The organism is Micromonospora sp. NPDC048887, assembly GCF_040649715.1.
Taxonomy (GTDB): Bacteria; Actinomycetota; Actinomycetes; order Mycobacteriales; family Micromonosporaceae; genus Micromonospora.
On record NZ_JBEZGA010000003.1, the window covers coordinates 20938 to 34435 of the forward strand.

A 13498-nucleotide genomic window follows, 5' to 3' on the forward strand; every position below is an offset into this window, starting at 1 on the left:
CGTCCGCGGTGTCGTCCGGTCACGACTTCGGGCCCACGTGCCGGTCGAGGGCGGCGACCGCCTCCCGGCGGGCGACTGACAGGGACCACGGCAGATTCATCCGCCACGCGATGCCGAGCAGGTCGAGGGACCACTGGCACAGCGCCATGATGTCGGTGGAGCGGTTGGAGAACATGTAGCGGGGATAGACGTACTGCTTCCCGCGAACGACGACCCGGTTGGTGAAGCGGCAGCCGTCGGAGTGGAAGAGTCCCCGCAGGAAGTCGCCCGGGTGGGCCTCGACGATGCTCCGCTGCCAGGCGGCCAGGACGATCGGGCGCTCGTGTTTCTTGCCCGGTCCGTGCTGGGGGAACAGGCACGGCCAATGGAGTGCTGTGCTCTGTATGGCGACACAGCCGCGCTTCTGGATGCGCTGCACCTTGTTGGCCAACACCGCCCGCATCGCTGCGTCGCACTTCTCGATCAGGCTCGGCCAGGCGTCGGCACAGTAGATGCGGAGCACCGGCGTCCGGTCCGTGGTGACCAGGTGTCCGTCACCAAGATAGAGCCCGAGCAGGTAGGCGTAGGAGGCATGGTCGGGTGGAGCGTCCGGATTGGGGCGGCACCGGAAGCAGCGGACGGCGCTTCCGAAGATCGCCGGCTCTGGTCGGTCGACGCACCAGTGCCAGACCGTGGTGTAGGGCAGGGAGAGGCTGCGGGCCACCGAACGGATGTTGTGACCCTGGGCGCGAAGGGCGCGGGCTCGTGCCCGCATTTCGGGAGGATGCACGGCAACATCCTCGAACACCTGTATGACAAGAGTGCCGGGAGCGGGATTCGAACCCGCAAGCCCTTTCGGGCAGAAGTGTTTGAGACTTCCGTGTATGCCGTTCCACCATCCCGGCGGGGTGCGGTAACTGTACCCGACTAGGCTCATGCGGGAGCATGGGTGGTGACCGTGCCGGGATCGATGGTGGGAGTGGCTCGTGGGCGAGATGCAGGCGGACGCCGAGCGCAAGCGCGTTCTGATCGCCGAGGACGAGGCGCTCATCCGGCTGGACCTGGCCGAGATGCTCGTCGAAGAGGGCTACGAGGTGGTCGGCGAGGCCGGCGACGGCGAGACCGCCGTCAAGCTCGCCGAGGAACTCAAGCCCGACCTGGTCATCCTCGACATCAAGATGCCGATCATGGACGGGCTGGCCGCCGCCGAGCGGATCGCCGGCGCGCGCATCGCCCCGGTCATCATCCTGACCGCGTTCAGCCAGCGTGACCTGGTGGAGCGGGCACGGGCGGCGGGCGCGATGGCGTACCTGGTCAAGCCGTTCCAGAAGAGCGACCTGGTGCCGGCGGTGGAGATCGCGCTGTCCCGCTACTCGGAGATCGCCGCCCTGGAGTCGGAGGTCGCCGGCCTCACCGACCGGCTGGAGATCCGCAAGACCGTCGAGCGCGCCAAGGGCGCGCTGATGACCACGTACGGCATGACCGAGCCGCAGGCGTTCAAGTGGATCCAGCGCACCGCGATGGACCACCGGATGACCATGAAGGAGGTCGCCGAGCGGATCCTCGCCGAGACCGCCGGCGGCGAGGTGGAGCAGCCCGCCTCCTGACCTCCCCGGGAGGCGTCCGATCGATAGGATCGGATCCATGCTTTCCGCGCGCGTCCGGCCGGTCCTCGTCGCCGCCGCGCTGCTCCTGGCGGCCTGCCACGCCACCCCGCGTCCGCTGCCCGGGCCCGAGCCCGTGCGCCCGCTGTGGCAGCCGGTCGAGCTGGTCCTTCCCGCCGGTGGCGTGGGCCGTTCGGTGCCGCGCGACGTCGCGCGGTGCGCCGGCCGGTGGTACGTCGTGGGCGGGCTGGTCGATCCGGCGGGGGAGACCCGGCCGGCGGCGTGGTCCTCACCGGACGGCGTGACCTGGTCGCCGATTCCGGTGCGCGGGCAGACGTTCTACGGCCGGCAGCATGTGCTCTACGCGGTGGCGTGCCGCGCCGACGGGATGGCGGCCCTGGGCGCGAAGACCGGTGGCGTGCACGGCAATCCGCGTACCGGAACGTGGGTGTGGCGCCCGGGCGGGCCGTTGCGGGAGGTGCCGGCGGCGTTCGAGTTGTTCGGCGGCCCGCGCGCGGTGAGCGCGTCGCGGCTGGCGGCGGGGCCGGCCGGTTGGCTGGTCGCCGGTGCCCGCGCGGACGGTGCGGCCGTGTGGACGTCGCCGGACGCCGAGGGGTTCGCCCTGCGTGCGGGGGTCGCGGAGCTCGCCGGTGACGGCCGGGGCCGGACGGCGGCGTACGACGTGACAGCGGTGGGGCCGGGTTGGCTGGTGGTGGGGTCGTTGCTACCGCCCGGCGGGACGGCCCGGACGCCGCTGGTGTGGTCCTCGGTGGACGGCCGGGTGTGGCGGCGGGTGCTCCTGCCGGTGCCGGCGGGGGCGGCCGGGGCGGCGGAGCGGGTGGCGTCGGCCGACGGCGGGCCGGTGGTCCTCGGCCCGGTGGGGGACCGCTTCGCGGTGTGGCGGGCGTGCGACGACTGTGGTTCGCGCTCCGCCGGGCCGGCGGGTGTGGGGCAGGGGTGGCGGCGGGTCGGCGGGTTCGGCACGCCGGGCCCGGGGGTTTCGTCGGTGGACGCGCTCGCGGCGTCGGCCGGCCGGCTGGTCGCGGTGACCGGTGACGGGGCCGAGCGACGGCTCTGGATGTCGCGTGACGGGGGCGCGTCGTGGCTTCCGGTGATCACGCCGGTGCCGGTGCCGGACGGGGGCGACGCCGCGCTGGCGGTGGCCGTCCGCGACGACGGGCTGCTCGTGGTCGCCGACGACGGGAAATCATCCCGTGCCTGGTGGGGGGCGTTGCCAGCCGTCGATCGGTAGCGGGTGAAGTGATGTTGGCCCGTTACCAAGGAATAGTCGGTAAAAGCCTTGCCGCGCCTACGGTTCTTACGGCGATCGGCTTGAATCCGCCACCGCGTGTAACGGTTCGGTCAACCCCGCTTTCCAGGTCTTACGCCACCGCCCACGGTGGGATAACGTCCCGGCCCAGACCGGCGACGACGGTCTTGGTTCGTCCACCCCGCAAGGGCCAATCAGCGGCGGGTGGTTCGGATCATGGACGGAGGAGGGTTCGGGCCTTGAGGCAGAAGCTCGCACGCGTGATCGGCGGGGTCGCCATGCTGGCGCTCGTCGCCGGCGGTACCGCTTGTTCCAGCGGCAGCGACGATGAGGGTTCCGGGGGCAGCGCCTGCGGGAGCAAGATCGCTTTCTTCGGCGCGCTGACCGGTAGCTCGGCCGCGCTGGGCATCAATGAGAAGAACGGCGTCAAGGTGGCCGTCGACAAGTACAACAAGGAGAACCCGGACTGCAAGGTCGAGCTGGCCGAGCTCGACTCGCAGGGCAGCCCGGACCAGGCGCCGGGTCTGGCCCAGAAGGCGATCGACGACCCCAAGATCCTCGGCGTCGTGGGCCCGGCCTACTCGGGCGAGTCCGAGGCCGCGGGCCCGCTGTTCAACGAGGCCGGCCTGGTCACCATCACCCCCTCCGCGACCCGTCCGAGCCTCGCCGAGCAGGGCTGGAAGACGTTCTTCCGCGCGGTCGGCAACGACCTGAGCCAGGGTCCCGGCGCCGGCAACTACATCAAGAACGTGATCAAGGCCGACCGGGTCTACGTCATCGACGACCAGTCCGCGTACGGCGCCGGCCTGGCCGACGAGGTCAAGAAGGTTCTCGGCTCCTCGGTCGTGGGCAGCGACAAGGTCCAGGGCGAGGGCAAGCAGACCGAGTTCTCCGGCGTGGTCACCAAGGTCAAGGCCGCCAACGTCAAGGCGATCTTCTACGGCGGCTACTACCAGGAGGCCGGCCTGATCCGCAAGCAGCTCACCGCTGCCGGCGTCACCGCCCCGCTGGTCGCCGGTGACGGCGTGAACGACGGCGCCTACATCACCTCCGCCGGTGCCGCCGCAGCCGAGGGCACCATCCTCACCTGCCCCTGCGCTCCGTCCACCGAGGCGCGTGGCACCTTCATCGCCGACTACAAGGCGCTCAACGGCACCGACCCGGGCACCTACAGCGACACCGCCTACGACGCGGCGAGCATCCTGCTGGCGGGCATCAAGGCCGGCAAGACCACCCGTCCCGGCCTGCTGGAGTTCGTGAAGGGCTACAGCGGCGAGGGCGTTGCCGCCAGCTACAAGTTCGTCGAGGGTGGCGAGCTCGACCCGGCGCAGGTCAAGGTCTGGGCGTTCAAGGTGCAGGGCGGCAAGGTCGTCCCGGACCAGGAGATCCCCAAGTCCTGATCGTTCGATCGCTGGACTGGCGATTGAGTAGTGATCGCGGGTGCGGCCGGGAGCTGGCTCCCGGCCGCACCCTCTTTTTCTCTTGAGCGACGGAGCGTCCCTCCCTTGGACTTCGACGGACTGTTCTCCAACTTCGGGGAACTCACCACGACCGGCTTGACGCAGGGCGCCATCTACGCCCTGGTCGCGCTCGGCTACACGCTTGTGTACGGCGTGCTAAGGCTCATCAACTTCGCCCACTCCGAGGTCTTCATCGCCGGTGCGTTCGCCGCGATCTGGACCTGGAACGGCTTCGGACTCGACCAGAACTCCCAGGTCAGCGGCATCGGCTCGATCCTGTTCTACCTGCTGGTGGCGATGATCGTGGCGGCCATCGCCTCGGCGGGCACCGCGACGGTGATCGAACGGGTGGCGTACCGGCCACTGCGTAAGCGCAACGCGCCGCCGCTGGCGTTCCTCATCACCGCCATCGGCGCCTCGATCGCCATCTCCGAGGCGTTCGGCGTCTACACCCGGCGCCGTCCGGAGGGCGCACCCATCCTGGTCAGCTCGGAGCCGCTGTTCCACGTCGCCGGGGTGCCGATCGACGCGGTGCAGCTGCTCACGATCGGTTCCGCGCTGGTGATGATGTTCGCGCTGGACCAGTTCATCAACCGCAGCCGTACCGGCCGCGGCATCCGGGCGGTGGCCCAGGACGCCAACACGGCGGCGCTGATGGGCGTCAACAAGGACCGCATCATCCTGATGGTCTTCATCGCCGGTGGCACCATGGCCGGCGTCGCGGGCCTGCTCTACGACGTGCGGATCCAGACGCTCACCTACAGCGTCGGCTTCCTGCTGGGCCTCAAGGCGTTCACCGCGGCGGTGCTCGGCGGTATCGGCAACCTGCGCGGCGCGCTCGTCGGCGGGTTGCTGCTCGGCGTCGTGGAGAACTACGCCGCGGGCCTGTTCGGCAGTCAGTGGAAGGACTTCGCCGCGTTCGCGGTGCTCGTCGTGCTGCTGATGTTCCGGCCGACCGGTCTGCTCGGCGAATCACTGGGGAGGGCACGCGCATGACGACCACCATCGACCCGCCGGAGCGGCGGGAGACGGCGGCGGACAAGCTGCGGCAGGGCCGGCACGCGATCTCGGAGCGCTGGCACCACGCGCCCCGCTGGGTGCGCTGGGTGCTGCTCGCGGCGGTGATCGCGTTCTTCTACGCGCTGCCGAACAAGGAGTTCTACCAGTACCTCGGGCCGATCCCGACCCCGGGAGCGAACTTCACCCAGGTGATGTTCACGGTCTCGATCTACGTGCTGCTGGCGGTCGGGCTCAACATCGTGGTCGGCTTCGCCGGCCTGCTCGACCTGGGCTACTTCGGCTTCTTCGCCGTCGGCGCGTACACGGTAGCGGTGCTGACCTCGCCGAGCAGCGACCTCAAGACGCTGTGGCCGTGGCTGGCGGTGGTGCCGATCGCGATCGGCCTGACCATGGTCTCCGGCGTCATGCTCGGCACGCCGACGCTGCGCCTGCGCGGCGACTACCTGGCGCTGGTGACGCTCGGCTTCGCCGAGATGATCCGGATCGCGGCGGTCAGCTCCGAGTTCCTCAAGGGACAGCGCGGCTTCAACCAGATCCCGCACCCGCCCGGCGAGTACGCCGACGGCCGGCCGTGGTTCGGCGTGCTCGACGCCCGCCCGTACTACTGGCTGGTGCTCACGCTGATCATCCTGGTGGTGATCGGGGTGCGGAACCTGACCCACAGCCGGGTCGGCCGGGCCTGGATCTCGATCCGCGAGGACGAGGACGCGGCCCAGCTCATGGGCGTGCCGACGTTCAAGTTCAAGCTGTGGGCGTTCGCCTCCGGCGCGGCCATCGCCGGCCTGGCCGGCGCGCTGTTCGCCGGTAAGCAGAACTTCGTCAACTCGCAGAACTTCGAGCTGCTCAACTCGATCATCATCCTGGCCGCTGTCATCTTCGGCGGCTCGGGCAACATCGTCGGCGCGATCGTCGGCGGTGGCCTGGTGGCGTACATGATCGAGCGGTTCCGTGGCATCGAGCTGTTCGGCATCGAGCTGTACGAGTACCGGTTCCTCTTCTTCGGCCTGGTGCTGGTGATCATGATGATCTTCCGGCCGCAGGGCCTGATCCCGAACCGGCGACGAGCGGCGGAGTTCAAGGACCGCCGCAAGGAGGTGATCGTCGGTGAGTGACACCGAGCAGACCCCGGCCGTTCCGGCCCAGGCGGCGGCCCCCGCCGTCGAGACGGTGAGCGAGCGCGAGCCGTTGCTGGAGGTCGACCACGTCACGCTGCGCTTCGGCGGCGTGGTGGCCCTCAACGACGTGGACTTCACCCTCTACAAGGGGGAGATCCTCGGCCTGATCGGCCCGAACGGCGCCGGCAAGACCACCTGCTTCAACGCGATGACCGGCATCTACCAGCCCACCGAGGGGCAGATCCGGTTCCTGGGCCAGAAGATCAGTGGCAAGAAGCGCCACCAGATCACCCGGATGGGCATGGCCCGTACGTTCCAGAACATCCGGCTCTTCCCGGAGATGACCGCGCTGGAGAACGTCCAGGTCGGCGCGGACGCGCACCACAAGACCAGCGTGATCTCCGCCCTGCTGCGCCTGCCGCGGCACTGGAAGGAGGAGCGCGAGGGCCGGGAGAAGGCCGAGCGCCTGCTGGACTTCGTCGGGATCCGCAACCGCAGGCACGAGTTCGCCCGCAACCTGTCCTACGGCGAGCAGCGCCGGCTGGAGATCGCCCGCGCGCTCGCCACCGACCCGAAGCTGCTCTGCCTGGACGAGCCGGCCGCCGGCTTCAACCCGGCGGAGAAGGAGGAGCTGCTCCAGCTCATCCGGCAGATCCGGGACCAGGGCGTGACGGTGCTGCTGATCGAGCACGACATGCGCCTGGTGATGGGCGTGACCGACCGGATCGTGGTCCTGGAGTTCGGAAAGAAGATCGCCGAAGGGCTGCCCGCCGAGGTGCGGGACAACCCGAAGGTGGTCGCGGCGTACCTGGGGGTGCCGGACGATGCTGCTTGAGATCGAGGACGTGAGCCTGCTCTACGGGCGGATCCAGGCGCTGCACGGCATCAGCCTGACCGTGGACGAGGGGGAGATCGTCGCGCTGATCGGCGCGAACGGCGCCGGCAAGTCCACCACCATGCGGGCGATCTCCGGCATCCGGCCGGTCGCCTCCGGCACGATCAAGTTCGCCGGTGAGGACATCACCAAGCTGCGGGCCGACCTGCGGGTGCGGCGCGGCCTGTGCCAGGCGCCCGAGGGCCGGGGCATCTTCCCCGGCATGTCGGTGCTGGAGAACCTGGACATGGGCGCGTACACCCGGCGGGACAAGGCCGGCATCGCGCAGGACCTGGCCCGGGTGCTGGACCTGTTCCCGCGGCTGGCCGAGCGGCGCAAGCAGGCCGGCGGCACGCTCTCCGGCGGCGAGCAGCAGATGCTCGCCGTCGGCCGGGCGCTGATGAGCCGGCCGAAGCTGCTGCTGCTCGACGAGCCGTCGATGGGTCTCGCGCCGATGCTGATCCAGCAGATCTTCACGATCATCACGGAGATCAACCAGCAGGGCACCACCATCCTGCTGGTGGAGCAGAACGCCCAGCAGGCGCTGGCGCGCGCCCACCGGGCGTACGTGCTGGAGACCGGCCGGATCGTCAAGAGCGGTTCCGGTGCGGACCTGCTGCACGACCCCTCGGTCAAAGAGGCATACCTCGGCGTGGCCTGACCGACCGACCCCTCGCAATAAGGAGTACAGCCATGTTCCACCCCAACCCCGGACGGCGGGCGGCGCTCGGCGTCGCCGGTGCGGCCGTCCTGCTGCTCTCCCTGGCCGCGTGCGGCGAGAAGGAGAACTCGGCCGAGCCGGGCTCCGGCCCGTCGGTGTCCGCCACGGCCGACTCCACCCTGGCCGCGAAGGTGCCGGACGCCATCAAGGCCGACGGCGTGATCAAGGTCGGCACCGACTCGACGTACGCCCCGGCCGAGTTCCTGGATCAGGACGGCAAGACCGTGGTCGGCTTCGACGTCGAGCTGTTCAACGCGGTGGCGCAGAAGCTGGGTCTCAAGGCCGAGTACGAGTCGGCGCCGTTCGACGCGATCCTGCCCGGTGTGGGTTCGGGCAAGTACGAGGTCGGCGTCTCGTCGTTCACCATCAACCCCGACCGGCTCAAGAGCGTCAACATGGTGAGCTACTACTCGGCGGGCACCCAGTGGGCGACCAAGAAGGGCAACCCGGCCGGGGTCGACCCGGAGAACGCCTGCGGCAAGAAGATCGCCGTGCAGGTCGGTACCGTGCAGCTCGACGACATCACCGCACGGTCGAAGAAGTGCACCGACGCCGGCAAGCCGGCCATCAAGATCGACCAGTACCAGGCGCAGAGCGACGCCACCGCCGCCGTGGGCAGCGGCAAGAACGACGCCATGCTGGCCGACTCCCCGGTCGGGGCGTACGCGGTCAAGCAGAGCAACGGCCAGCTCGAGGTGCTCGGCGACATCTACGAGTCGGCGCCGTACGGCTACGCGGTGAACAAGGACCAGCAGGCGTTCGCCGAGGTGCTCAAGGAGGCCGTGCAGGCGGTCATCGCCGACGGCAGCTACAAGGCCGCGCTCGCCAAGTGGGGTGTCGAGGGCGGCGCCATCACCAACGCTGAACTGAACCCGTCGGTCTGACCATGTCGGTCGACACATCCGGACGGGCACGGCCTGAACCGATCAAGGCCGTGCCCGTGCGGCACCCCGGGCGCTGGGTGGGCGTGGCGGTCATCGCCGTGCTGGTCGCGATGTTCGTGCACATGCTGGTCACGAACTCCGCGTTCCAGTGGTCGTTCATGGTGGACGAGATGTTCCGCCCGCCGATCGTCGAAGGCCTGCGCGGCACCATCCTGCTGCTGATCACCTCGATGGCGATCGGCATCGTCCTGGGCGTCGTCATCGCGATCATGCGGCTGTCGCCCAACCCGGTGCTGCGCGGCGTGTCCTGGGTCTACACCTGGTTCTTCCGCGCGGTACCCCGGCTCGTGCTGGCGATCCTCTTCGGCAACCTCGGCATCCTCTGGGCGCGGCTGGAGTTCGGTCTGCCGTTCGACAGGCAGATCGGTGCCCTGTTCGGGCTGCACGACTTCGAGGCCCGGCTGTTCGGGTTCAGCGCGGTCGACATCCTGACCGGTTTCGTCGCCGGCATGCTGGCGCTGGGTCTGTCCGAGGCCGCGTACATGGCCGAGATCGTCCGGGCCGGCATCCAGTCGGTGGACGAGGGGCAGACCGAGGCGGCTCAGGCGCTGGGCATGAGCCGGGCGCAGATCCTGCGGCGGATCGTGCTGCCGCAGGCGATGCGGGTGATCATCCCGCCGACCGGGAACGAGACCATCGCGATGCTGAAGGACACCTCGCTGGTGGCCTTCGTGCCGGTGTCGATGGAGCTGTTCTTCCAGCTCAAGGCCGTCGGTTCCCGGACCTTCCAGCCCTTCCCGATGTACGTCGCCGCGACGTTGTGGTACCTGCTCCTGACCAGCGTCCTGCTGGTCGGGCAGTACTACCTGGAGCGCCACTACTCCAAGGGTGTCGGACGCAGCGGGCGAGCCCGGCAGCGGCTACGGGGTCTGGCCGCCGAGAGCGGCGGCACCACGAGTGGGACGGCGGAATCATGACCGAGGCGACGGTTTCCCCGCAGACGCCGACCGCGGAGTCCGGGCTGATGGTGCGGGCCGAGCAGGTGCACAAGTCGTTCGGGCCGCTGGAGGTGCTCAAGGGCATCGACCTGGAGGTCCGCTCCGGTGAGGTGTGCTGCCTGCTCGGGCCCTCCGGCTCCGGCAAGTCGACGTTCCTGCGCTGCATCAACCACCTGGAGAAGATCGACGCCGGCCGGATCTGGGTGGACGGCGACCTGATCGGCTACCGGGAGCGCGGCGGCAAGCTGTACGAGATGCGGGACAAGGACGTGGCCGCGCAGCGCCGGGCCATCGGCATGGTGTTCCAGCGGTTCAACCTGTTCCCGCACATGACGGTGCTCCAGAACGTCATGGAGGCGCCGGTGCTGCTGCGCCAGGCCAAGAAGGCGGAGGCCCGGGAGCACGCCGCGCAACTGCTGGACCGGGTGGGGCTGGGCGACAAGCTCGGCGCGTACCCCGGTCAGCTCTCCGGCGGCCAGCAGCAGCGGGTGGCGATCGCCCGGGCGCTGGCCATGCGGCCGAAGCTGATGCTGTTCGACGAGCCGACCAGCGCGCTCGACCCGGAGCTGGTGGGCGAGGTGCTGGACACGATGAAGAACCTGGCCCGCGACGGCATGACGATGATCGTGGTGACCCACGAGATCGGCTTCGCCCGGGAGGTGGGCGACCACCTCGTGTTCATGGACGGCGGGGTGGTGGTCGAGCAGGGCGACCCGCGCGAGGTGATCTCGGCGCCGCAGCACGAGCGGACCAAGGCGTTCCTGGCCAAGGTTCTCTGACCTCGGCCTCCGGTGCGGCGCGCGCCGCACCGGAGGCCGGAGTTGTCGGGCGTACGGACTAGAGTCGCAGCCGTGACAGCTACGACGCCGCGCCTGCTCCTCGTCGACGGACATTCCCTGGCATACCGGGCGTTCTTCGCCCTGCCGGTGGAGAACTTCTCCACCACCACGGGGCAGCCGACAAACGCCGTCTACGGCTTCACCTCGATGCTGATCAACGTGCTGCGCGACGAGCAGCCCACGCACATCGTGGTGGCATTCGACGTCTCCCGCCGTTCCTTCCGCACCGAGAAATACTCCGAGTACAAGGCCGGCCGCAGCGAGACCCCCACCGACTTCAAGGGTCAGGTCAGCCTGGTCAAGGAGGTCCTGGCCGCGCTGCGCGTGCCGGTGGTCGAGAAGGAGGGCTACGAGGCGGACGACGTCATCGCCACGCTCGCCTGCCAGGCCCGCGACCAGGGCATGGACGTGCTGATCTCCACCGGCGACCGGGACGCGTTCCAGCTCGTCGGCGAGCACGTGACCGTGCTCTACCCGCGCAAGGGCGTCTCCGACCTGGCCCGGATGGACCCGGCCGCCATCGAGGCGAAGTACGGCGTCACCCCGGACCGCTACCGCGACCTGGCCGCGCTGGTCGGCGAGACCAGCGACAACCTGCCCGGTGTGCCCGGCGTCGGCCCGAAGACCGCCGCCAAGTGGATCAACCTGTACGGCGGCGTCGAGGGCGTGGTGGCCCGGGCCGACGAGATCAAGGGCAAGGCCGGTGACAGCCTGCGCGAGCGGCTCGCCGACGTGATCCGCAACTACGAGATCAACTGCCTGGTCTCCGACCTGGAGCTGCCGGTCCGCCCCGAGGACGCCCGCTGGCAGGGCTGGGACCGCGAGGCGGTGCACCAGGTCTTCGACACGCTCCAGTTCCGCATCCTGCGCGACCGGCTCTACCAATACCTGGAGGCGGTCGAGCCCGAGGCCGAGGCGGGCTTCGAGCTGGCCGGCGAGGTGCTCACCGAGCCGGGCACGCTCGCCGGCTGGCTCGACACGCACGCCCCGGCGGGCGCGCCGGTCGGCCTGGCGGTCACGCTCGACACCGGTCCCAACCGCCGGCACACCGCCACCGTCACAGCGATGGCGCTGGCCACCGCCGCCGGCGCCGGCGCCTGGTTCGACCCGAGCCGGCTGGACGCCGGTGACGAGGCCGCGCTGGCCGGGTGGCTGGCCGACGTCGAGCGCCCGAAGGTGCTGCACGACAGCAAGCCGGCCGTGCTGGCGTTCGCCGCGCACGGCTGGGAGCTGCGGGGCATCGCCCGCGACACCCAGATCGCCGCCTACCTGGCCCGCCCCGACCAGCGCTCGTACGACCTGACCGACCTGGCGCTGCGCTACCTGCACCGGGAGCTGCGCGTCGACGCGCCGGAGAGCGGGCAGCTCACCCTCGACGGGCTCGGCGACGAGGGCGTGGCCGAGCAGAACCTCATGCTCCAGGCCCGCGCCACGCTCGACCTGGCCGACGCGATCGACGCCGAGCTGTCCCGCGACGGCGAGCAGTCGGCCCGGCTGATGGCCGGTGTGGAGCTGCCGCTGATGCGGGTGCTCGCCACGATGGAGCGCACCGGCATCGCCGCCGACACCGACTACCTCTCGGAGCTGGAGGCGCACTTCGCCGCCGAGGTGAAGGCCGCCGCCCAGGGCGCGTACGAGGTGGTCGGCCGGGAGTTCAACCTGGGTTCGCCGAAGCAGTTGCAGGAGATCCTCTTCACCGAGCTGGGCCTGCCCAAGACCAAGCGGATCAAGACCGGCTACACCACTGACGCCGACGCGCTCCAGTGGCTGTTCGCGCAGACCGAGCACCCGCTGCTGCATCACCTGCTGCGCCACCGCGACGTCGCGAAGCTCAAGTCGACTGTCGACGGGCTGCTCAAGTCCGTGTCCGACGACGGCCGGATCCACACCACGTTCAACCAGACCGTGGCGGCGACCGGGCGGCTGTCCTCCACCGAGCCGAACCTCCAGAACATCCCGATCCGCACCGAGGAGGGGCGGCGGATCCGGCGCGCGTTCGTCGTCGGCGAGGGCTACGAGTGCCTGCTCACCGCCGACTACAGCCAGATCGAGATGCGGATCATGGCGCACCTGTCCTCGGACGACGCGTTGATCGAGGCGTTCAACTCCGGGCACGACTTCCACGCCGCCACGGCCTCGTCGGTCTTCGCCGTCGAGGTCGGTGACGTCACCGCCGACCAGCGCCGCAAGATCAAGGCGATGAACTACGGCCTGGCGTACGGGCTCAGCGCGTTCGGCCTGTCCCAGCAGCTCGGCATCAGCGCCGAGGAGGCGCGCGGGCTGATGGAGAACTACTTCGCCGGGTTCGGCGGGGTCCGCGACTACCTCCAGGAGGTCGTGGCACGGGCCCGCCAGGACGGCTACACCTCCACCATCCTGGGCCGCCGCCGCTACCTGCCCGACCTGGTCAGCGACAACCGGCAGCGCCGGGAGATGGCCGAGCGGATGGCGCTCAACGCCCCGATCCAGGGTTCGGCGGCCGACATCATCAAGGTCGCCATGCTGCACGTCGACGGCGCGCTGCGCGACGCCGGTCTGCGCTCCCGGATGCTGTTGCAGGTGCACGACGAGCTGGTCTTCGAGGTCGCCCCGGGCGAGCGCGAGGCGCTGGAGGCGCTGGTGCGCAAGGAGATGGGCGAGGCGTACCCGCTGTCGGTGCCGCTGGAGGTGTCGGTCGGCGAGGGCCACGACTGGAACAGCGCCGACCACTGACCCCGTCCCCACCGACGCCGGC

At 70.0% G+C, this 13498-nt stretch carries 12 protein-coding genes and 1 tRNA gene; 11 read left to right on the forward strand and 2 right to left on the reverse strand.

Features of this window, described 5'->3' with window-relative positions:
• Positions 1-19: 19 nt before the first annotated feature.
• A complete protein-coding gene (locus tag AB0C17_RS05725) occupies positions 20-703 on the reverse strand; it encodes a transcriptional regulator (RefSeq protein ID WP_357380931.1) in 684 nt (227 codons plus the stop codon).
• Positions 704-801: 98 nt separating this feature from the next.
• A tRNA-Leu gene (locus AB0C17_RS05730) sits at positions 802-884 on the reverse strand.
• A gap of 81 nt (positions 885-965) precedes the next feature.
• Between AB0C17_RS05730 and AB0C17_RS05735 the strand changes: the two genes are divergently transcribed.
• The 11 genes from AB0C17_RS05735 (at position 966) to polA (ending at position 13476) form a co-directional block, all read left to right on the forward strand.
• Positions 966-1586: a response regulator gene (locus tag AB0C17_RS05735; protein WP_013287522.1), complete on the forward strand. Its 621-nt coding sequence runs from the start codon at positions 966-968 to the stop codon at positions 1584-1586.
• 37 nt (positions 1587-1623) lie between these two features.
• Positions 1624-2835 carry a hypothetical protein gene (locus tag AB0C17_RS05740; RefSeq protein WP_357476838.1) on the forward strand — a complete coding sequence of 404 codons (1212 nt, stop codon included), beginning with the start codon at positions 1624-1626 and terminating at the stop codon, positions 2833-2835.
• A gap of 257 nt (positions 2836-3092) precedes the next feature.
• Positions 3093-4253, forward strand: coding sequence for a branched-chain amino acid ABC transporter substrate-binding protein (locus AB0C17_RS05745; protein ID WP_357380935.1), 1161 nt, complete (start codon positions 3093-3095; stop codon positions 4251-4253).
• A gap of 105 nt (positions 4254-4358) precedes the next feature.
• The gene (locus AB0C17_RS05750) at positions 4359-5309 is read left to right on the forward strand and encodes a branched-chain amino acid ABC transporter permease (protein ID WP_135241219.1); all 951 of its coding nucleotides are present in this window, start codon (positions 4359-4361) and stop codon (positions 5307-5309) included.
• The gene (locus AB0C17_RS05755; RefSeq protein WP_357469437.1) at positions 5306-6445 is read left to right on the forward strand and encodes a branched-chain amino acid ABC transporter permease; all 1140 of its coding nucleotides are present in this window, start codon (positions 5306-5308) and stop codon (positions 6443-6445) included. The genes AB0C17_RS05750 and AB0C17_RS05755 overlap by 4 nt, the downstream gene beginning before the upstream one ends.
• A 55-nt stretch (positions 6446-6500) precedes the next feature.
• A complete protein-coding gene (locus tag AB0C17_RS05760; RefSeq protein ID WP_357381176.1) occupies positions 6501-7283 on the forward strand; it encodes an ABC transporter ATP-binding protein in 783 nt (260 codons plus the stop codon).
• Positions 7273-7983 carry an ABC transporter ATP-binding protein gene (locus AB0C17_RS05765; RefSeq protein WP_357469434.1) on the forward strand — a complete coding sequence of 237 codons (711 nt, stop codon included), beginning with the start codon at positions 7273-7275 and terminating at the stop codon, positions 7981-7983. The genes AB0C17_RS05760 and AB0C17_RS05765 overlap by 11 nt, the downstream gene beginning before the upstream one ends.
• Before the next feature lie 32 nt (positions 7984-8015).
• Complete coding sequence (locus tag AB0C17_RS05770; protein WP_357476842.1) at positions 8016-8927, forward strand: ABC transporter substrate-binding protein; 912 nt, start codon at positions 8016-8018, stop codon at positions 8925-8927.
• Between the two features lie 2 nt (positions 8928-8929).
• The gene (locus AB0C17_RS05775; protein ID WP_357380942.1) at positions 8930-9904 is read left to right on the forward strand and encodes an amino acid ABC transporter permease; all 975 of its coding nucleotides are present in this window, start codon (positions 8930-8932) and stop codon (positions 9902-9904) included.
• Positions 9901-10704 (forward strand): amino acid ABC transporter ATP-binding protein, encoded by an 804-nt coding sequence (locus AB0C17_RS05780; protein WP_357469429.1) that lies wholly within the window; start codon positions 9901-9903, stop codon positions 10702-10704. Before AB0C17_RS05775 ends, AB0C17_RS05780 begins: the two co-directional genes overlap by 4 nt.
• Before the next feature lie 72 nt (positions 10705-10776).
• The gene (gene polA, locus AB0C17_RS05785; RefSeq protein WP_357476845.1) at positions 10777-13476 is read left to right on the forward strand and encodes a DNA polymerase I; all 2700 of its coding nucleotides are present in this window, start codon (positions 10777-10779) and stop codon (positions 13474-13476) included.
• Positions 13477-13498: the final 22 nt, after the last annotated feature.